This is a genomic window from Methylobacterium thuringiense, from assembly GCF_022179645.1.
GTDB classification, from domain to species: Bacteria; Pseudomonadota; Alphaproteobacteria; order Rhizobiales; family Beijerinckiaceae; genus Methylobacterium; species Methylobacterium thuringiense.
In genome coordinates, this window is the sequence record NZ_BPRA01000001.1 from 208,908 (window position 1) to 229,716 (window position 20,809).

Annotated in this window: 17 protein-coding genes; 14 read left to right on the forward strand and 3 right to left on the reverse strand. The window is 67.5% G+C overall.

All coding sequences use genetic code 11. The features are described 5' to 3' along the window. Positions 1-112: 112 nt before the first annotated feature. Together MFF07_RS00855 and MFF07_RS00860 are read right to left on the reverse strand one after the other, a co-directional pair. Complete coding sequence (locus tag MFF07_RS00855; protein ID WP_147816089.1) at positions 113-1,576, reverse strand: methyl-accepting chemotaxis protein; 1,464 nt, start codon at positions 1,574-1,576, stop codon at positions 113-115. A gap of 297 nt (positions 1,577-1,873) precedes the next feature. Beyond that, positions 1,874-2,983, reverse strand: coding sequence for a methyl-accepting chemotaxis protein (locus MFF07_RS00860; protein WP_147816091.1), 1,110 nt, complete (start codon positions 2,981-2,983; stop codon positions 1,874-1,876). A 327-nt stretch (positions 2,984-3,310) separates the two neighbouring features. Between MFF07_RS00860 and MFF07_RS00865 the strand changes: the two genes are divergently transcribed. The 12 genes from MFF07_RS00865 (at position 3,311) to MFF07_RS00920 (ending at position 17,603) form a co-directional block, all read left to right on the forward strand. Next, positions 3,311-4,477, forward strand: a complete 1,167-nt coding sequence (locus MFF07_RS00865; protein WP_147816093.1) for an FtsW/RodA/SpoVE family cell cycle protein — start codon at positions 3,311-3,313, stop codon at positions 4,475-4,477. Further along, positions 4,474-5,583, forward strand: a complete 1,110-nt coding sequence (locus MFF07_RS00870) for a UDP-N-acetylglucosamine--N-acetylmuramyl-(pentapeptide) pyrophosphoryl-undecaprenol N-acetylglucosamine transferase (protein WP_238230386.1) — start codon at positions 4,474-4,476, stop codon at positions 5,581-5,583. Before MFF07_RS00865 ends, MFF07_RS00870 begins: the two co-directional genes overlap by 4 nt. A 45-nt stretch (positions 5,584-5,628) precedes the next feature. Beyond that, positions 5,629-7,035 carry a UDP-N-acetylmuramate--L-alanine ligase gene (gene murC, locus MFF07_RS00875; RefSeq protein WP_147816097.1) on the forward strand — a complete coding sequence of 469 codons (1,407 nt, stop codon included), beginning with the start codon at positions 5,629-5,631 and terminating at the stop codon, positions 7,033-7,035. Positions 7,036-7,045: 10 nt separating this feature from the next. Next, positions 7,046-7,972, forward strand: coding sequence for a UDP-N-acetylmuramate dehydrogenase (murB, locus tag MFF07_RS00880; protein ID WP_147816099.1), 927 nt, complete (start codon positions 7,046-7,048; stop codon positions 7,970-7,972). Positions 7,973-8,018: 46 nt separating this feature from the next. Next, positions 8,019-8,942 (forward strand): D-alanine--D-alanine ligase, encoded by a 924-nt coding sequence (locus MFF07_RS00885; RefSeq protein WP_147816101.1) that lies wholly within the window; start codon positions 8,019-8,021, stop codon positions 8,940-8,942. Next, a complete protein-coding gene (locus MFF07_RS00890; RefSeq protein ID WP_147816103.1) occupies positions 8,909-9,853 on the forward strand; it encodes a cell division protein FtsQ/DivIB in 945 nt (314 codons plus the stop codon). Before MFF07_RS00885 ends, MFF07_RS00890 begins: the two co-directional genes overlap by 34 nt. A 54-nt stretch (positions 9,854-9,907) precedes the next feature. Next, on the forward strand, positions 9,908-11,230 hold the full coding sequence (gene ftsA, locus MFF07_RS00895; protein ID WP_147816105.1) for a cell division protein FtsA: 1,323 nt from the start codon (positions 9,908-9,910) through the stop codon (positions 11,228-11,230). Positions 11,231-11,330: 100 nt separating this feature from the next. Then, positions 11,331-13,034, forward strand: coding sequence for a cell division protein FtsZ (gene ftsZ, locus MFF07_RS00900; protein WP_147816107.1), 1,704 nt, complete (start codon positions 11,331-11,333; stop codon positions 13,032-13,034). Positions 13,035-13,351: 317 nt separating this feature from the next. Then, positions 13,352-14,299 (forward strand): UDP-3-O-acyl-N-acetylglucosamine deacetylase, encoded by a 948-nt coding sequence (gene lpxC, locus MFF07_RS00905; RefSeq protein ID WP_147816109.1) that lies wholly within the window; start codon positions 13,352-13,354, stop codon positions 14,297-14,299. Positions 14,300-14,494: 195 nt separating this feature from the next. After that, positions 14,495-15,406: an outer membrane protein assembly factor BamD gene (locus MFF07_RS00910; RefSeq protein ID WP_373322212.1), complete on the forward strand. Its 912-nt coding sequence runs from the start codon at positions 14,495-14,497 to the stop codon at positions 15,404-15,406. A 189-nt stretch (positions 15,407-15,595) separates the two neighbouring features. Continuing rightward, positions 15,596-17,269 carry a DNA repair protein RecN gene (recN, locus tag MFF07_RS00915; protein WP_147816111.1) on the forward strand — a complete coding sequence of 558 codons (1,674 nt, stop codon included), beginning with the start codon at positions 15,596-15,598 and terminating at the stop codon, positions 17,267-17,269. A gap of 127 nt (positions 17,270-17,396) precedes the next feature. Continuing rightward, on the forward strand, positions 17,397-17,603 hold the full coding sequence (locus MFF07_RS00920; RefSeq protein ID WP_147816113.1) for a hypothetical protein: 207 nt from the start codon (positions 17,397-17,399) through the stop codon (positions 17,601-17,603). A gap of 120 nt (positions 17,604-17,723) precedes the next feature. Here MFF07_RS00920 and MFF07_RS00925 read toward each other — a convergent pair whose 3' ends face one another. After that, positions 17,724-18,002, reverse strand: a complete 279-nt coding sequence (locus tag MFF07_RS00925) for a hypothetical protein (RefSeq protein WP_373322213.1) — start codon at positions 18,000-18,002, stop codon at positions 17,724-17,726. 518 nt (positions 18,003-18,520) lie between these two features. Between MFF07_RS00925 and pstS the strand changes: the two genes are divergently transcribed. Continuing rightward, positions 18,521-19,561, forward strand: coding sequence for a phosphate ABC transporter substrate-binding protein PstS (gene pstS, locus MFF07_RS00930; protein WP_147816115.1), 1,041 nt, complete (start codon positions 18,521-18,523; stop codon positions 19,559-19,561). A 261-nt stretch (positions 19,562-19,822) separates the two neighbouring features. Continuing rightward, the gene (pstC, locus tag MFF07_RS00935; RefSeq protein WP_147816117.1) at positions 19,823-20,797 is read left to right on the forward strand and encodes a phosphate ABC transporter permease subunit PstC; all 975 of its coding nucleotides are present in this window, start codon (positions 19,823-19,825) and stop codon (positions 20,795-20,797) included. The last annotated feature ends 12 nt before the right edge of the window (positions 20,798-20,809 follow it).

Below are 20,809 nucleotides of genomic sequence, written 5' to 3' on the forward strand. Positions count from 1 at the left end.
AGAGGCGGGTTGACCGCCTCGACGCGCCGCAACCCGTCATCGATTTCACGCCTCGCGCGCCGTTCGGGTCCGGGTACCGCTTCGCGGCCCCGGAATCACGTCGGCGGGAATTCTACCGGGCCAGCACCTGCGCCGCGTTGCGCGTCGTCGCGACGGCGTCGGAGACCTCCGAGACGGCGGTCGAGATCGCGTTGATGTTCTCCGAGATGTCGCTGACGGCGCGGGAGGCGTCCTGCATGTTGGCCGACATGTCGCGCGTGACGGCGCTCTGCTCCTCCACCGCCGCGGCGGTGGCGACGACGTGGTTACGCACGATCTCGACCGAGCCGCGGATCGAGTCGAGGGCGCCGACGACCTCGTTGGAGACCGCCTGCACGCTGTTGATCTCGCCGTTGATCTGATCCGTTGCGCGCGCCGCCTGCGCCGCGAGGTTCTTGACCTCCTGCGCGACGACGGCGAAGCCGCGGCCGGCATCGCCCGCGCGGGCAGCCTCGATCGTGGCGTTGAGTGCGAGCAGGTTGATCTGCGAGGCGATGGTGTTGATGAGACCGACGATGCCGGTCATCGAGCTCGCCGCATCCGAGAGCCGGCGCGTGAAGTCGCTTGCCTGCTGCACGCGATCGAAGGCCAGGTCGGTGGCGTCCTGCGACTTCGCCATGCTCTGCGAGATCTCGGAGACAGAGGCGGCGAGCTCTTCCGCCGCGGCGGCCATCGTCTGGACGCTGCCCGAGGTCATTTGGGCTGCGCCGATCGCCGCGCCGGATTCGCGGCGCGAGCGCGTCACGGCATGCTCGATGTCCTCGATCATGGTGCCGAGCCGCGCGAGCAGGTTGATCTGATCGGTGATGTCGGTGGCGAACTTCACGACCTTGTAGGGTCGGCCGGAGGCGTCGACGATCGGGTTGTAGCTCGCCTGGATCCAGACCTCGAGCCCACCCTTGCCGATGCGCTTGTAGCGGTCGGCCTGATAGATGCCCTGCTTCAGGGCAGCCCAGAATGCGGCGTAGTCACCGCTCGCGCGATACACGGGATCGATGAAGATGCGGTGGTGCTGGCCCTTGATCTCGGCGAGCGTGTAGCCGGTCAACGTCAGGAAGCTGTCGTTCGCCTCGAGGATCTCGCCGTCCAGGGTGAAGGAGATGACGCCCTGCGCCTTGCGGATTGCGGCGATCTGGCTGGCGCGGTCGGCGTCCTCGGCCTTCTGGCGCGTGATGTCGGTGGCGAACTTGACGACCTTGGTGGGCTTGCCGTCCCGTCCGAAGATCGGGTTGTAGGAGGCCTCGATCCAGACCTCGCGGCCGTCCTTGCCGATGCGCTTGAACTGTGCGGCCTGGAACTCGCCGGCGCGCAACTTGTCCCAGAAGGCGCGGTATTCCGGGGACTGCCGGTAGGCGGGCTCGACCAGCATGCCATGAGGCTGTCCGACGATTTCGGCCAGCGAATAGCCGATTGCCCCGAGAAAATTTGCATTGGCCTTAATTATAATTCCGGACAAATCGAATTCGATGATCCCTTGAACCCTGTCGAGCGCAGCGAGAGTTGCTTCGGTCTCGATATGTTTTTTCAATGCAAACATCTGATCGCACTCTATCATGAGCGACCCGACGATTACGGCCCCACGCGAAGACGCCGACGACCAGTCAAACAACCGGTGTTAGTGTGATTCGATGTTCCGATCGCAAGGCGGCAGCTGAATTCCTGCGGCGATCGATAATACCGGATTACTTAAAATTGTCTTTTGCTAGGTTAAATCCACCACTCAGTCAAGAAGTCGACGGTTCGGCCTCCGTCGGCTCGGGAACCCGACGGCCGGCCGCCACGGGATCGAGGGTCCATGAAGGCGGCTTCCATTAAGCGGCGCTGCACCGACCGATCAGCGGGCCAGCACACGCGCCGCGTCACGCGTGGTCGTCACCGCGTCCGATACCTGGGTGACACTCGACGAAATCGCCGTGATGTTGTCCGCGATCGTCGCCACGGCGCGAGCGGCATCCTGCATGTTCGCCGACATGTCGCGGGTCACGGCCGACTGCTCCTCCACCGCGGCAGCCGTCGCGACCACGTGGCTGCGCATCGTGTCGACCGAACCGCGGATCGAGGCGAGCGCATCGACGACGTCGTTCGAGATCGCCTGAACGCTCTGGATCTCGCCGTTGATCTGCTCCGTCGCACGGGCGGCTTGCCCGGCAAGACTCTTAACCTCCTGCGCGACCACCGCGAAGCCGCGTCCGGCATCGCCGGCCCGTGCCGCTTCGATGGTGGCGTTGAGGGCGAGCAGATTGATCTGCGCGGCAATGGTGTTGATCAGGCCGACGATCCCGCTCATCGCGTTGGCGGCGACGGAGAGCCGCTTGGTGTAGTCGCCGGCCTCCTGCACACGCTCGAAGGCGCTCTCGGTCGCGGTCTGGGACTTGGCCATGCTCTGGGAGACCTCGGCGACCGACGCCGCAAGTTCCTCCGTCGCGGCGGCCATGGTCCCGACGCTGCTCGATGTGGAACGGGCCGCATCGAGGGCCGTGCGCGATTCCTCGGTCGAGCGGCCGAGGGCCTGATCGATCTCGCCGAAATTGCGGTCGATCATGGTCCGCAGGTCGCCGAGCAGTTTCATCTGCGCGGTGATGTCGGTGGCGAACTTCACGACGCGATAAGGCTTGCCGTCACGTCCGAGCAACGGATTGTAGGAGGCCTCGATCCAGATGTCGTTGCTCGCCTTGGCGACGCGCTTGAACTGCCCGGCCTGGAACTGGCCCTCGCGCAGCTTGTCCCAGAAGTCGCGATACTCGTTCGAGTTCCGGTAATCGGGATCGACGAAGATGCCGTGATGACGTCCGATGATCTCGGCACGCGTGTAGCCGACGGCCGCCAGGAAATTCGGGTTGGCATCGAGAATCGTACCGGAGAGATCGAACTCGATGATGCCCTGCACGCGATCGAGCGCTGCCAGCTTGGCATCCTTCAAAGCGGTCTTTTGCGATGCAAACATTGGATTACTTCATTCCAAGTTCGAAACTGCGTCGGTTCCGCAGTCAAGCAGATAAAAGGCATCGAGTCCGAACCCGATACTTCGACCCGGCCCATTTTGAGGAACACATCGAGTTCGTAAGCGGGCTGGTGGACATCACACTCTCTCCGTAATTCATAATACGACCTTAAGTACATTGCCCGGTGCTCCAATCTCTCAGCCCACTGGTGGAAAGGGCATTTTCAGGCCAAGCGCGGGCCTCTCTAAGGAAGTGTTTACCATTCCCTTTCACGATCCCGGCCGGCTGTGGCGCCCATTCGCGCGGCCTGCCGGAGGTCACCACCCGCCATGATGTCCCGCGCCGAGCGCACGCCCTTGAACGACTGGTGGTGGACCGTGGATCGCGGCCTGCTCGCCGGGCTCGGTTGCCTGATGGTGGCGGGCCTGGTCTTCCTGATGGGCGGCGGACCGCCGGTGGCCGAGCGCATCGGCCTGCCGACCTTCTACTTCCTGAACCGTCAGGCGATGTATCTCGCGCCGACCATCGGGCTGATCATCGCCGTCTCGTTCCTGTCGCTGCGCCACATCCGGCGCTTCGCCCTGGTGACGTGGGTCGCGGGCGTCGCGCTCTGCGTGCTCGCCGGCAAGTTCGGGCCCGAGATCAAGGGCGCGCATCGCTGGATCCAGTTCGGCCCCTTCGGCCTGCAGCCCTCGGAATTCGTGAAGCCCGCCTTCGTGGTCGTCGCCGCCTGGGCCTTTTCGGAGGGCGCGCAACGGCGCGACATGCCCGGCGGCATCCTCGCCATGGCGCTCCTGCCGATCACGATCGTGCCGCTGATCCTGCAACCCGATTTCGGGCAGACGATGCTCATCACCATCGTCTGGTGCACGCTGTTCTTCGTCGCCGGCCTGCACTGGTTCTGGGTTGCGGGTCTCGGCGCCGCCGGGCTCGTCGGCGTGCTGGCCGCCTACACCTTCCTCCACCACGTCAAGGAGCGCATCAACCGCTTCCTCGACAAGGATTCCGGCGACAGCTTCCAGGAATTCTGGTCGCGCGAATCCTTCACCTCCGGCGGCTGGCTCGGCACCGGGCCGGGGGAGGGCGTCGCCAAGCGCCACCTTCCGGATGCACATACCGACTTCATCTTCTCCGTGACCGGCGAGGAGTTCGGCGTGCTGGTCTGCCTCGGTCTCGTCGCGCTGTTTGCCTACATCGTCATGCGGGGCCTAAAGCTCGCGCGACGTACCGACGACACCTTCTCGAGGCTCGCCATCACCGGACTGACAACGCTCTTCGGGCTCCAGGCCTGCATCAACATGGCGGTGAACACGCAGCTCATGCCGGCCAAGGGCATGACGCTGCCCTTCGTCTCCTACGGCGGCTCGTCGCTGATCTCGCTGGCGCTCGGCATGGGGTTTTTGGTGGCGCTCACCCGCAAGCGGCCCCGCACCACCGCGCTCGGCCAGCGTCCGCCCGGCACGACCCCCTCGGCCGTGCCCGGTCTGATGCAGTGACGGTCTTCCAACCCCTCGTTCTGGTCTGCGCGGGCGGGACCGGCGGACACCTGTTTCCCGCCGAGAGTCTCGCCTACGCCCTGAAGGCCCGCGGCATCCGCGTGGCGCTCGCCACCGATGCGCGGGTCGACTCGATCTCCGGCGAGTTTCCTGCGGAAGAGATCGTCACGATCACTTCGGCGACGCCGTCCGGCCGCTCGATCCTCCAGCGCGCCGGCGCGATCGGCACGCTCGGCCGGGGTTTCGGCCGTGCCGCGAAGGAGATCCGCCGGCTGAACCCGGCGGCCGTGATCGGCTTCGGCGGCTACCCGACCGTGCCGCCAGTCCTCGCCGCACAGATGCTGCGCGTACCGACGATCCTGCACGAGCAGAACGCGGTAATGGGCCGGGCCAACGGATTTCTGGCCCGCGGCGCCCGCGTCATCGCCACCGGTTTCAAGGATGTGCGCGGCGTGCCGGTGAAGGCCACCGCGCGGCGCGTCCATACCGGCAACCCCATCCGCCCCGCCGTATTGGCGGTCGCCGACACGCCCTATCCGTCGCTCGAACCGGGCAGCCCGCTCCACCTCCTCGTCTTCGGCGGCAGCCAGGGCGCGCGGGTGATGAGCGACGTGGTGCCCGCCGCGATCGAGGCGCTGCCGGCGGACCTCCGCAACCGGCTGCATATCGTCCAGCAGGCCCGGCCGGAAGACCTGACGGCGGTTCAGAACCGCTACCTCGCCATGGGCCTCGCCGGCATCGAAGCCGCCCCGTTCTTTCGCGATCTACCGGGCCGCATGGCGCGCAGCCACCTGATCGTCGCACGCTCCGGCGCCTCGACGGTCTCCGAGCTCGCCGCGATCGGCCGTCCGTCGATCCTGGTGCCGCTCCCCGGCGCCCTCGACCAGGATCAGGCGGCGAACGCCGAGACGCTCAGTGCGATCGGAGCGGCGCTGCACTTGCCGCAGACCGCTTTCACCCCGGACCGGCTGACGGCCGAGTTGGTCGACTTCTTCGGAAACCCCGAAAAATTGACCACAGCGGCCAAGGCCGCCAAAACCGCGGGCATTCTCGACGCGGCCGAGCGTCTGGCGGCACTCGTCGTCGAGACCGCCGCCCGCACCTGATTCTTTTCGTATGTTCGCTTCGGCGCCCAAGACGGAACGCACCCTATGAAGCTGCCGGATAAACTCGGACCCATCCACTTCATCGGCATCGGCGGCATCGGCATGTCCGGTATCGCCGAGGTGATGTCGAACCTCGGCTACACCGTGCAGGGCTCCGACGCGAACGACAACGCGAACGTGCGGCGCCTCGCCGAGAAGGGCATCCGCACCTTCGTCGGGCATGCGGCCGAAAACGTCGAGGATGCCGCCATCGTCGTGGTCTCCACCGCGATCCAGCGCGACAACCCCGAGCTCATCGCCGCCCGCGACCGCCGCCTGCCGGTGGTGCGCCGCGCCGAGATGCTCGCCGAGCTGATGCGCTTCAAGTCCTGCGTCGCGGTGGCCGGCACGCACGGCAAGACCACGACGACCTCCCTCGTCGCGACCCTGCTCGACGCCGGGAACCTCGACCCCACCGTGATCAACGGCGGCATCATCAACGCCTACGGCACCAACATGCGCATGGGCGCGGGCGAGTGGATGGTGGTGGAGGCCGACGAGTCGGACGGCACCTTCCTGAGGCTGCCGGCGGACGTCGCCATCGTTACCAATATCGACCCCGAGCATCTCGACCATTTCGGCTCGTTCGACGCGATCAAGGACGCCTTCCGGCGCTTCATCGACAACCTGCCGTTCTACGGCTTCGCCGTGATGTGCATCGACCACCCGATCGTGCAGGACCTCGTCGGCCATATCGAGGACCGGCGCATCATCACCTACGGCGAGAATCCGCAGGCCGACGTGCGCCTGCTCGACGTCGACCTCAGAGGCGGCCAGAGCCGTTTTCGCGTGATGATCCGCGACCGCCGGCCCGGCCTGCGCCTCGAGATGGAGGACCTCGTCCTGCCGATGCCGGGCAAGCACAACGCGCTCAACGCCACCGCCGCGCTCGCTGTCGCCCACGAACTCGGTGTGCCGGCCGACGCGATCCGCAAGGCGCTCGCCGGCTTCGGCGGCGTCAAGCGCCGCTTCACCCGCACCGGCGAGTGGAACGGCGCCATCATCTTCGACGATTACGGCCACCACCCCGTCGAGATCGCCGCCGTGCTCAAGGCGGCCCGCGCCTCCACCGACGGCAAGGTCATCGCGATCGTGCAGCCGCACCGCTACACCCGCCTGCAATCGCTGTTCGACGATTTCTGCACCTGCTTCAACGACGCCGACACCGTCATCGTCGCCCCGGTCTACGCTGCCGGCGAAGCCCCGATCGAGGGCATCGACCGAGACTCCCTCGTCTCGGGTCTCCGCTCTCGCGGCCACCGCGACGCCGTGGCGCTGGAAAAGCCGGAGGACCTCGCGGGGATCGTCGCAGGCCATGCGGGGGAGGGCGATTACGTCGTATGCCTCGGGGCGGGGACGATCACGCAGTGGGCTTATGCGCTGCCGGGTGAGTTGACGGCTTTGAAGGGGTGAGGGAACCCCGATGACCGCGTCACTCATCGACGACATCCGCGCCGCCGCGCCTGCCCTGCGCGGCCGCCTGATCGCCAACCAGTCGCTCGCCGACCTGACATGGTTCCGCGTCGGCGGTCCGGCCGAGGTGCTGTTCAGCCCGGCCGACGAGGAGGATCTGGCGCTGCTGCTCGGTGCGCTCGATCCGGCCGTGCCCGTTACGGTGATCGGCCTCGGCTCGAACCTGATCGTGCGCGACGGCGGCATTCCCGGCGTAACGATCCGGCTCGGCGGAAAACCCTTCGGCTCGGTGGCGGTGGACGGCGATACGCTGCGGGCCGGCACCGCCGTGCCTGACATGCGACTCGCCAAAGCCGCGGCCGAGGCGGGTCTCGACGGGCTCGCCTTCTACCGCGGCATCCCCGGCTCGGTCGGCGGCGCGCTGCGCATGAACGCCGGCGCCCATGGCGGCGAGACCACCGACGTTCTCCTCGAGGTGCGTGGCGTGGACCGCGCCGGCAACCTGCGCAGTTTCAGCCACGCCGAAATGGGCTTCTCCTACCGTCACTGCTCCGCACCCGACGACGTGATCTTCACGAGCGCCCTCTATCGCGGTCGCCCGGGCGACCGCGAAGCCATCGAAGCCGAGATGGATCGCGTCACCGCGGCCCGCGAGGCGGCGCAGCCGATCCGCGAGCGCACCGGCGGCTCGACCTTCAAGAACCCGGACGGCGGCAAGGCCTGGCAGCTCATCGACGCCGCCGGCTGCCGGGGGCTGACGCGGGGCGGCGCGCAGGTCTCCGAGATGCACTGCAACTTCCTGATCAACCGCGATGGGGCCACCGCGGCCGACATCGAGGGGCTTGGCGAGGAGGTGCGCCGACGCGTTCGCGAACACTCGGGCTACGCGCTGCATTGGGAGATCAAGCGGATCGGCGTATCAGCCGACGCAATCTGACCCAGTCACATCCTCCAAGCCTTACGGCGTCATTCGGAGCCCACCCATGCCCAAGCACGTCGCCGTCCTGATGGGCGGCTGGTCCTCCGAGCGGCCAATCTCGCTGAGTTCGGGCAATGCCTGCGTCGCGGCGCTGGAAGGCGAGGGCTACCGGGTTACCCCGGTCGATGTCGGGCCGGACGTGGCGACCGTGCTGACTGAACTGAAGCCCGACGTGGCGCTCAACGCCCTGCACGGCCCGGCCGGCGAGGACGGCACCATCCAGGGCCTTCTGGAAATCCTGAAGATTCCCTACACCCATTCCGGCGTCCTCGCCTCGGCGCTGGCGATGCACAAGGAGCGCGCCAAGACGGTGATGCATGCCGCAGGCGTCGCCGTCCCCGAGGGCCGCGTCGTTAACCGTTACGTTGCAGCGAAGTCACACGCGCTGGTTCCGCCATACGTGGTTAAGCCCATCGCCGAGGGCTCCTCCATGGGGGTCATCATCGTGCGTGACGGGCGCTCGCATCCGCCTCAGATCCTCGCCTCGGACGAGTGGGTCTACGGGGAGGAAGTCCTTGTGGAGACTTACGTTGCGGGCCGCGAGCTGACCTGCGCCGTGCTGGGCGACAGGGCACTCGGAGTCATCGAGATCAAGCCCGCTTCGGGGGAGTGGTACGACTTCGACGCGAAGTACGCCGAGGGGGGGTCGATCCACGTCCTCCCGGCCGAAATTAAACCAAATGTTTACCAGCGTGTCCAAGAGTTGTCGTTAACGGCGCATCAAGCACTCGGGTGCCGGGGCGTAAGCCGTGCGGACCTTCGATACGACGACACGCCGGGTGGAACCGGCGCCCTCGTCGTCCTGGAGGTCAACACGCAACCCGGAATGACCCCGACGAGCCTTGTGCCGGAGATGGCAGCCCATGCGGGCTTGAGTTTCGGTGAGCTCGTTCGATGGATGGTGGAGGACGCCTCTCTGGGACGCTGAACGCCGCCGGGCATCCGGACGGCGCCGGCTTCCCCTCGGCGATCGCGAGCCGGCTCCAGGGTGTCCTGAAGCCGGCGCTGCGGTCCCGCCGCTACCGGGCGTCCCTGCCGATCGAGGCACGGATCCCGCGCGGCTTCGGTGTTGCGCTGATCGCCGGCACCATCGCCACGCTCTCCGTCTTCGGCTTCGTCGCCAGCGGTCGCTACGACGCCTTCGTCGCCGAGAACGGCCGCCCCCTCGACATCGCAGCGCGCATCGCCGGTTTCGGCGTCGACCGCGTCACCATTTCCGGCCTCTCGCGGATGTACGAGCGCGAGGTCATGCAGGCTGCCGGCATCGACTGGCGCACCTCCGTGCCCTTCCTCGACGTCGCCCAGGTCCGCGAAAAACTGATGGCCGTGCCGCTCATCGCCACGGCGTCGGTGCGCAAGCTCTATCCCAACGAGATCGTGATCACGCAGGTCGAGCGCGAACCCGCCGCACTCTGGCAGAAGAACGGCGAGATCCGGGTGATCGCCGCCGACGGCACCGTCATCGACGAGATGCGCGACGACCGCTACGCCAACCTGCCGCTCGTGGTCGGCGAGGACGCCAACGTCCACCTGCAGGAATATCTCGGCCTGATCGACGCCGCCGGACCGCTCGGCGAGCGCGTCAAGGCCGGCAGCTACGTCTCCGGCCGGCGCTGGACGCTGAAGCTCGACGGCGTCGACATCCGCCTGCCCGAGACCGGTGCGGGCGAAGCGCTGGCCCGGCTGGTCGAACTGGAGCGGAAGAACCGCCTCCTGGAGAAGGACATCATCGCGGTCGACCTGCGCCTCGCCGACCGCGTGGTGCTGCGACTGACAGAGGAGGCCGCCGCGGCACGCGCGGAGGCACGTAAGAAGACGAAGAAGGGGACCGCGACATGAGCCGTCTCGTTTCCGCCGACCCCGTTGCAGCGTCCTCCCTTCGGTAAGCATCCCATGCAATCCCACCACGGCCTCACGCCGCGTATGAAGCCTCTCTCAGCCCGCCGGAGCGCGACGCTGTCGGTGCTCGACATCGGCACCAGCAAGGTCGTCTGCCTCATCGCCGAGCTGCAGCCGATCGAGAGCCTCTCGACCCTGCGCGGCCGCACCCACATCGCCCGCATCATCGGTATCGGCCACCAGCGCTCGGTCGGCCTCAAGGGCGGCGCCATCGTCGACCTCGAAGCCGCCGAGAACGCGATCCGCCAGGCGGTCCATGCCGCCGAGCGGATGGCGAAGGTCGAGGTGCAGTCGGTCATCGTGAACATGTCCGGCGGCCGGCTCGCCTCGCAGCGTTTCGAGGCGCGCGTGAACGTCCGCTCCGGCACCGTCACCGGCGCCGATGTCGAGCGCGTGCTCGAGACGGCCAGCGCCCACGGCGTCGGCACCGGCCGCGCCGTTCTGCACGCTCTCCCCACCGGCTATGCCCTCGACGGGCAGGGCGCCGTGATCGACCCGTCGGGCATGATCGGCAACGCACTGAGCGTCGACCTCCACGTCGTCACCAGCGAGGCGGCCGCGGCCCGCAACCTGATGCTGGCGGTGGAACATTGCCATCTCGGCGTCGAGGCGGTGATCGCGACGCCCTACGCCGCCGGCCTGTCGGTCCTCGTCGACGACGAGGCCGAGATCGGCTGCGCCGTGGTGGACCTGGGCGGCGGCACCACCAGCGTCGGCGTCTTCTCCGGCGGACACCTCGTCCACACCGACGCCATCGCGGTCGGCGGCCATCACGTCACCATGGATATCGCCCGCGGCCTCTCGACCCGGGTCGCGGCGGCCGAGCGCCTCAAGACGCTCTACGGCTCGGCCATCTCCACGCCGTCCGACGAACGCGACATGATCGCGGTCCACGGCGTCGGCGAGGACGAGGGCGACACGCCGAGCCACGTTCCGCGCTCGCAGCTCGTGCGGATCATCAAGCCGCGGGTCGAGGAAATCCTCGAACTCGTCCGCGACCGGCTGCGCAAGGCCGGCTACGCGGCGCAGGCCGGCAACCGGCTGGTGCTGACGGGCGGCGCGAGCCAACTCGTCGGCCTGCCGGAGACGGCCCGGCGCGTGATGCAGGGACAGGTCCGGATCGGGCGCCCGCTCGGCATCCGCGGCCTGCCCGAGGCGGCCAAGGGGCCGAGCTTCTCGGCCGCGGTCGGGCTGCTGGTCTACCCGCAGGTCGCCCATGCGGAGCACTTCGAGCCACGCCGGCAGCGCGCTTTGGCGGCGACCGGGACGGGCGGATATTTCGACCAGCTCAAGCAGTGGATCGGCGAGAGCTTCTGAAACGGACTGACCCGGCCGCCCGCGAGGATGGCCGATCGACAACGAACCGGGCGCTCCAGGGCGCACACCCAAAGCTAAGAGTTTGAAGGGGCTTCACACCATGGCCATCTCCCTGCAGGCGCCGGACATCCGGGAACTCAAGCCCCGCATCACCGTCTTCGGTGTCGGCGGCGCCGGCGGCAACGCCGTCAACAACATGATCGAATCCGGCCTGCTCGGCTGCGAGTTCGTCGTCGCCAACACCGATGCCCAGGCGCTGACCTCCTCGAAGGCAGAGCGCGTGATCCAGATGGGTCTCGGCGTGACCCAGGGCCTCGGCGCCGGCTCGCACCCTGAAGTCGGCTCGGCCGCCGCCGAAGAGGTCATGGACGAGATCCGCGACCAGCTCTCGGGCGCGCACATGTGCTTCATCACCGCCGGCATGGGCGGCGGCACCGGCACCGGTGCGGCTCCCGTCATCGCCCGCGCCGCCCGCGACATGGGCATCCTCACCGTCGGCGTCGTGACGAAGCCCTTCCAGTTCGAGGGCACCCGCCGCATGCGCACGGCCGATTCGGGCATCGCCGAGCTTCAGGCCGCCGTCGACACCCTCATCGTGATCCCGAACCAGAACCTGTTCCGCGTCGCCACCGAGAAGACCACCTTCGCCGACGCCTTCGCGATGGCCGACCAGGTGCTCTATTCGGGCGTCGCCTGCATCACCGACCTGATGGTTAAGGAAGGCCTGATCAACCTCGACTTCGCCGACGTCCGCGCCATCATGCGCGGCATGGGCAAGGCGATGATGGGCACCGGCGAGGCCTCCGGCGAGAACCGCGCGCACCGCGCCGCGGAAGCCGCCATCGCCAACCCGCTCCTCGACGAAGTCTCGATGAAGGGCGCCCGCGGCCTGCTGATCTCGATCACCGGCGGCGCCGACCTGACCCTCTACGAGCTCGACGAGGCCGCCACCCGCATCCGCGAGGAGGTCGATTCCGAGGCCAACATCATCCTCGGCGCCACCTTCGACGAGAGCCTGGAAGGCATCATCCGCGTGTCGGTGGTCGCCACGGGCATCGAGCCGGCCCTGATCTCGGCGAACTCGCCGAACAACATGGTCGTCGCCGAGACCGAGCAGCGCATCGCCGAAGTCGCCGAGAAGCTCCGCGCCGAGGCCCGCATCCGCGCCGCCCAGCCGGTTCCGCAGATCGCCCAGACGCCGCGCCCGATCTCCGACTTCCAGACCGCCGCACCGGCGATCCAGGCTCCCGCACCGCAGCCCGTCGCCGCCGAGCCAGCCCCGGCGCCGGTGGGGCGTGACGACGTCGTGCTGACGCAGGCCCCCCCGCGTACGCAGATGTCCTACGAGCAGCCCCAGGCCCAGGCGCCCGCTCCCGAGGCGGCGCCGCTCCAGGCCGGCCCGTTCGTGCCGCCGCGCCCGCAGGTCGCCCGCGCCCCGCGGATGCCGCAGATCTCCGATCTGCCGCCCCACACGCAGGCTCAGATCCGTCAGAATCGCGGCGAGGCCCCGGTTCAGGCCGAGCCCGAGCAGGATTCGAAGCGGATGTCCCTGCTGCGCCGCCTCGCCACGGTCGGCTTCGGCGGACGCCGCGAGGAAGCCGAGGCCGCGCCGCTGCCGCAGATGCGTCAGCCCGCCGCCCCGGTCGCGCAGGCTCCCGTGGCTCGCGCTCCGGTGGTCCAGGCTCCGCAGTACCGCCCGGCCCAGGGCAACCTCGACGCGCAGGGCCGAGTCGCCCCCCAGCCGCGGCTGATGGACGACGACCACCTCGAAATCCCGGCCTTCCTGCGCCGGCAGGCCAACTGAGCGCCGATCCACCGTTCGGCTGAAGCTTTTGCGCCACAGGCCCGGGACCGAAAGGTCCCGGGCTTAACTATGCGTTAAGTCCTTGGAAGATTTCCGCTTTTGAAACTTTGTGGCGGAACCGTGGCTGTAACAGAACGTAAGAAACCGTGATTTGGCCAGCGTTTGCAGCGCAGCTATAAATTTCCCCGGAACGAAAAAGGCGCGACGGTTTTCGGACGGTCAGCGCTCGCAGGGGCTTCAAGCAGCGGACGGACTTTTCAGGCGGCACGCTCTCGTTCGAGGGTGTGTGGGCCGGGTCCTGCCCGAGGGCTAAGGGAATGCGGACGAACCAACAAACGACGCTGAAGGCGTCCATCTCCCTGAGCGGGATCGGTGTCCATTCGGGCAATCCGGTCGAGATCACGCTCCACCCGGCTCCCGCCAACGACGGGATCTGCTTTCTCCGGACCGGCATGCCGAACGGCAACGACCGGCTCATCAAGGCCCACCACGCCTGCGTGTCGGCCACCGAACTCTGCACCGTGATCGGCGACGTCGAGAGCGGCGCGGTCGCCACCATCGAGCACCTGATGTCGGCGCTCTACGGTCTCGGCCTCGACAACGTCCTCGTCGAGATCGACGGCCCCGAGATGCCGATCCTCGACGGGAGCGCGCTTCCCTTCGTACGGGCCATCGACAGCGTCGGCCTCGCGAATTGCTCCGCTCCGAAGCGCTGGATCAAGGTCCTCCGCCCGGTCCGCATCGAGGTCGGCCGCTCCTTCGCCGAACTCCGCCCGATCGACCGCGGCTTCCGCCTCGACGTCGAGATCGATTTCGAGAGCCCGGTCATCGGCCGCAGCCGCAAGGCCATGGACCTCACCCCGGCGAGCTACCGCCGCGACATCGCCGGCGCCCGCACCTTCGGCATGATGAAGGACGTCGAGCGCTACTGGAAAGCCGGCTTCGCGCTCGGCGCCTCCCTCGAGAACACCGTGGCCGTCGGCGAGAACTCCGTGGTCAACCCCGAGGGCCTCCGCTTCGCCGACGAATTCGTCCGCCACAAGATCCTCGACGCGGTCGGCGACCTCGCGCTCGCCGGCCTGCCGCTTCAGGGCGCATACCGCTCCTATTGCGGTGGCCACCGCATGAATGTCGGCGTCCTCTCGGCCCTGTTCTCGGACCGCGCCAACTACCGCATCATCGAGGCCCAGAACACGCGCCGCGAGACCTCCCTGGTGGAGCTCGGCGCCGGCCTCGGCATCGCCGCCTTCGCGGCCGATCTGTAACTCGCAAGACACACTGGGCCGCGACTGGGGACGACACCGTCTCCGCCCCATCGCCGCCGCTTTCGCGCCCGAATCGATAGCCACGGTTAAAGTCACGTGAACGGCGAGAGACGGCATCCTGCCGCTCGTCCGGCGACATGATGGCGTAGGGATCCCGGCCCGTAGAGGTCGCTCCCGTGAGAGGACGTGACAGGGATGCCTCTGACCTTTGCCCGTAACGGCGTTAAGAGCGCCACCGTGAAGAGCGTCACCCTTGCGGCCACGCTCATGTTGCTCGGCACGACCCCGGGCTATTGCGGTTTTCTCGACAATCTGGACCCGAGCAACTGGTTCGCCGAGAAGTACAAGCCCGAAGTCCAGGCGGACATTCCGGCGGACAAGCTCTACAGCGAGGGCCTGGCCAATCTCGAGGACCGCAACTTCGAGATCGCGTCCCAAAAATTCGACGACCTCGACAAGCGCTATGCCTATTCGGACTGGTCCCGCAAGGCGCTGCTGATGACGGCCTATTCGAACTACGAAGGCCAGAAATACGACGACGCGATCAGCGCCTCGAAGCGCTACCTGCAGCGTCATCCCGCCACCAAGGATGCTGCCTACGCGCAGTATCTGATGGCGATGTCGCAGTACAAGCAGATCCCCGACGTCACCCGCGACCAGGACCGCTCCGAGAAGGCGCTCGTCGCCCTGACCGAGCTCGTCCAGAAGTATCCGACGTCGGAATACGCCGCGGACGCGAAGGCCAAGATCCAGATCACCCGCGACCAGCTCGCCGGCAAGGAGATGGAAGTCGGCCGCTACTATCTCGAGAAGCGCAACTTCCCGGCCGCGATCAACCGTTTTCGCGATGTCGTCTCGAAGTACCAGACCACCCGCCATGCCGAGGAGGCGCTGGAGCGCCTGACCGAGGCCTACATGGCGCTCGGCATCACCGCGGAGGCGCAGACCGCCGCCGCCGTGCTCGGCCACAACTTCCCGGACAGCCCCTGGTACAAGGACGCCTTCGCGCTCCTGCAGACCGGCGGCCTGGAGCCGCGCGAGGAAAAGGGCTCGTGGCTCTCCAAGATCTACCGCGGCGTCATCGGCCGCACCGCCGCCGCCGAATAGGCAGGGCGCCTCACGGGATCTGGAAAGGCGGGAGCGGGAACGCTTCCGCCTTTCTCATTTTGAGCGTGAGTTCTGCGTTGGTTCCGGTATTACGCCTTGTCGCGCGCTCTCACGCCGAACCGGGTTCCACTTAGGCGGAGCGCGCTCTAAACAGCGACGTCCTTTCACAGCTTGGTCCCGCCGCGCGGCATGCTCGTCCAGCTCGCGATCCGCGACATCGTTCTCATCGACAAGCTCGCGCTGAACTTTTCCGAAGGACTGAGTGTCCTCACGGGCGAGACCGGTGCGGGCAAGTCGATCCTACTCGACGCCTTCGCGCTGGCGCTGGGCGGCCGCGGCGACGGCGGCCTCGTGCGCCACGGCCAGCCGCAGGGCGGCGTGACCGCGGTATTCGACGCACCCCTCGACCACCCCGCCCGCAAGATCGCGCAGGAAGCGGAGATCGACACCGAGGGCGACCTGATCCTGCGCCGCACGCAGTTCGCCGACGGCCGCACCCGCGCCTTCGTCAACGACCAGCCGGTCGGCGTGCAGGTGCTGCGCGCCATCGGTACGGCGCTCGTCGAGATCCACGGCCAGCACGACGACCGCGCGCTCGCCGACCCAGCCACGCACCGCGCCATCCTCGATGCCTTCGGCGGGCTCCAGAAGCCGCTCGCCGCGACCGCTCAGGCAGCGAAGCGCGTCCGCGCCGCGCGCGAAAAACTCGGCGAGCATCGCGCCCGCGTCGCGGCCGCACGCAAGGAGGCCGACTTCCTGCGCCACGCCGTCGACGAACTCGCGACGCTCGATCCGCAGGCCGGCGAGGAGGCCGCGCTGGCCGAGCGCCGCACCGTGATGCAGCAGAGCGAAAAGATCGCCCGCGACTTGCATGAAGCGCTGGACGCGGTCGGCGGCCCGAATGCGGGCGCGGCGCATCTCTCCTCGGCCGTGCGCAAGCTCGAACGGCGTGCGGGCCAAGCCCCCACCCTGGTCGAGCCGTGCGTCGCGGCGCTCGATGCCGCCCTCACGGCCCTCGACGAGGCCCGCGCCGTCATCGACGCCGCGATCCTCGAGGCCGAGTTCGACCCGCGCGAATTGGAGCGAGCCGAGGAACGGCTGTTCGCCCTCCGCGCCGCCTCGCGGAAATACGACGTCGCCGCCGACGACCTCGCGATGCTGCGCGGCCGCTACGAGGCGGATGTGGCCGCCATCGACGCCGGCGAGGAGGCCTTGGGCGGCCTGGAACGCGATCTCGACGAGGCCGAGTCGCTCTTCGCCAAGGCAGCCAAGACCCTGAGCGAGGGCCGCGCACGCGCGGCAAAGTCCCTCGACGCCTCGGTGAAGGCCGAGTTGCCGCCGCTGAAGCTGGAGCGCGCCCGCTTCATTACCCAGATCGTCGTCGATCCGGAGTCACGAGACACCGCCGGCATCGATCGCGTGGAATTCCACGCCCAGACCAATCCCGGCACCAAGCCCGGGCCGATGATGAAGGTCGCCTCGGGCGGCGAGCTCTCACGGTTCATGCTGGCATTGAAGGTAGTGCTCGCCGACAAGGGTTCGGCCCCGACGCTGATCTTCGACGAGATCGACACCGGCGTCGGCGGCGCCGTCGCCGACGCCATCGGAGCGCGCCTGGCGCGACTATCCGAGCGGGTACAGGTGGTCTCCGTCACCCACGCCCCTCAAGTCGCGGCCCGCGCCGACACGCATTTCCTGATCGCCAAGGACGCCGTGCGGGGTGCCGACCGGGTTGCCACCCGCGTCGCCTCGCTGGCGAGCGAGGCCCGGCGGGAAGAAATCGCCCGGATGCTCGCAGGCGCGACAATTACCGACGAGGCCCGCGCGGCTGCGGCCAGATTGCTACAGTCGTCGGAGGTTTGATCCAGGCCGCGACAAAAAGATAACCTTAACGATAAACCTTTGTTAACCATGTCCGGCGAGTTTGGTCCGAGGCGATATTTTCGCGCGGTGGTTAACCGCACCGAAGAGCAGAATCAGGGTTCCGTCCATGGCACAGTTTGCGCGGCAGACCGACGCCACCGGCTCCGAGCGGAGGCATCCCGCTCTCAGCGGTGAGACGCGTGAACGTCTCGGCACCGCCCTGCGGGCCGTCTACGAGGGCGCGGTCGAGACCCAACCGATCCCCGACGCCCAGATCGATCTGCTGCTGCGCCTTCGGCACAAGGAGCGGGATCAGCGGCGCTCCGCCGCATAGATCACGCTACGCTTTGATCGAATCGATCAAAACGCAGAAAGCGTGATCGATTCAAAAGTTGAGAGCAGGCTTCGCGCGAAAAACCGTTGCCACTTTTTCGCAGCCTGCTCTGATCGGCCTCTACCAGCGTCGCGCACCGGGCTGGCGCCGATACTCGGCGGCCCGGATCAACGTCATCACACGGTCGAGATCCTTGAGCAGCGACGCCTCGCGTCGGTGTGCTCCCGCAATCTCCGCGTCGTCGGTTCCGAACCGCTGCTGTTGCTGAGCCAGCGTCAGCTCACGCTCGAGCGCTTCCCGCTCGCCGTGCAGGGCGAGAAAGGCCGCGTCTGGCGGATCGACCGGCACGACGCCGTCGACGGGAGATGGCGGTTTTGCCGCCACGTCGAACTTCTCCACACTTGGCCTCACGAGACTCGGCCTCACGAACAGCGATACTCGCTCATTTGGACCCGCACGCAATCGCCATCGTCGGACCTGACGAGAAGCAACGCGCGGATGCATGAAGCGGTTCGTATTTTCGATGACGCCAGATTTTTCCGACCGTCATCGCATATCGACATCCCCCGCCACGGGGCGATCATGACGCCGTCCAAGAGCATGACACGGCAGCCGGTCACCGACGCTGCTTGGCTGAAGATCCGACAGCGGGGACGTCGGCATGATCGCCGGAGAGCTCAGCCTTTTAAAGCATCGGCTTTGCCGACGACCGGCAGCGCCTTTTCGGGACGACGTTCCAGTATCGTCCGCACGCGTTCCTGAGCGTTGCCGGTACATGTCATCGGCGTGTCATGTCGTCGTCATATGGCCGGCTTCGTCGAGAGGCTAATGCCGCACTGCCGAAACGGGCAGGGCAGAAGCCCGGACAGCCTGGCGACTGCGCCGCGGCCGTTCGCCCGACAGACACGGAGATGCACGTGAAACCCTTCACCTTCGCGCTGGCCCTTGGTCTCGCGACCCTCCAGCTCGCCGCCCCGGCTCTTGCCGGCGACATTACCGGCGCGGGCGCCACCTTCCCCTTCCCGGTCTATTCGAAGTGGGCCGAAGCCTACCGCAAGGATACCGGCACGGGCCTGAACTACCAGTCGATCGGCTCCGGCGGCGGCATCAAGCAGATCCAGGCCAAGACCGTCGATTTCGGCGCCACCGACGCGCCGCTCAAGGGCGCGCAGCTCGAGAAGGACGGCCTCGTCCAGTTCCCGACCGTCATGGGCGGCGTGGTTCCGGTCGTGAACATCGCCGGGATCGAGCCGGGCAAGCTCAAGCTCACCGGCGAGATCATCGCCGACATCTACGCCGGCAAGATCCTGAAGTGGTCGGATCCGAAGATCGCCGCGCTGAACGAGGGCGTCACGCTTCCCGCCGCCAACATCACGCCGGTCTATCGCTCGGACGCGTCGGGCACGACGAACATCTTCACGACCTACCTCTCCCAGGCCTCCGAGGGCTGGAAGAAGGAGTTCGGGGCCGCGACGACGATCTCCTGGCCGGCCGGGCAGGGCGGCAAGGGCAACGAGGGCGTCACCGCCACTGTCAAGCAGGTCCCGAACGCCATCGGCTACGTCGAATCGGCCTACGCCAAGCAGAACAAGCTCGGCTACGCGCTGATCCAGAACAAGGCCGGCAAGTACCCGCAGCCGGACGACAAGGCCTTCCAGGCCGCCGCCGCCAGCGCCGACTGGAAGTCCCAGCCCGGCTTCGGCATCTCGCTGACCAACCAGCCCGGCGAGGATGCCTGGCCGATCACGGCCGCGACCTTCATCCTGGTCTACAAGGAGCCGGCCGACCCGGCCAAGGCCGCCGACGTGCTCAAGTTCTTCGACTGGGCCTATAAGAACGGCGACAAGCTCGCCGTCGACCTCGACTACGTGCCGCTGCCGGACAACGTCGTCGCGCTCATCCACGACGAGTGGAAGGGCATCAAGGGCAAGGACGGGAAGCCCGTCTCGGGCATGTGAGACGGTTCAACCCTCCCCCCACTGCGGGGGAGGGTGCCTCGCGGATGCGAGGCGGGAGAGGGGCGGCTCCGCACTCTCCGGATAACGCGCTCCCCTCTCCCGACCCCTGCCGAGGCAGGGGCCATCCTCTCCCCAACCAAAATCGGGCATGCCCGATTTTGGCACCAAGGTTCAGGTCTCGGGCAAGCCCGAGGCCTGTGGGGAGAGGGGACAGCCCGCTCAACCCGCGCTAAACGCCCCCGCATTGAAGAGCTCCAGCGGATGACCGCGTTGACCCAATCCCTCGCCTTGGCCCGTGAGACAGCGTCGGTCCGCAAGGGCCCCAGCAAGGGCCTCGACCGCGCCTTTCAGGCGGCGTCCCTCGGCTCCGCGCTGCTCGTCCTCCTGGTGCTCGCCGGCATCCTCGGCTCGATCATCTACGGCGGCTGGCCGGCGTTTCGCGAGTTCGGCTTCGGCTTCATCACCTCGAGCGCCTGGAACATCGGCACCGAGCAATACGGCGCCCTCGTCGCCGTGATCGGTACGCTCGCCTCCGCCTTCCTGGCACTGCTGATCGGCGTGCCGATCTCGCTCGGTATCGCGATCTACCTGACTCAGCTCTGCCCCGGCTGGGCCCGTAAGCCTGTCTCGATGACCATCGAGCTGCTCGCCTCGGTGCCGAGCATCATCTACGGCATGTGGGGCCTGTTCATCTTCGCACCGCTCTTCGCGCGGTTCGTGCAGACCCCGGTCTCCAACGTCTTCGAGGGCCTGCCGATCGTCGGCTCGCTGCTCTATGCCCGCGTACCCTCGGGCGTCGGCATCCTCACCGCGGGCATCATCCTCGCGATCATGATCGTGCCCTTCGTCGCCTCGATCACCCGCGACATGCTCGACCAGATCCCGACCGTGCTGCGCGAGAGCGCCTACGGCATCGGTTGCACCACCTGGGAGGTCGTGCGCCACGTGCTGGTGCCCCAGGCCTCGGTCTCGATCATCGGCGCCGTCATGCTCGGCCTCGGCCGGGCGCTGGGCGAGACCATGGCCGTCACCTTCGTGATCGGCAACGCGAACCGGCTCTCGGCCTCGATCTTCGATCCGGGCTCGACCATCGCCTCCCGCATCGCCAACGAGTTCAACGAGGCCGACGGGATGCAGCTCAACGCGCTGATGGCGCTGGGCTGCCTGCTCTTCGTCATCACCTTCATCGTCCTGATCATCGCCCGGCTGCTGACGCGCCGCGCGAAGCTCGCCTGAGCACCGGGAGCC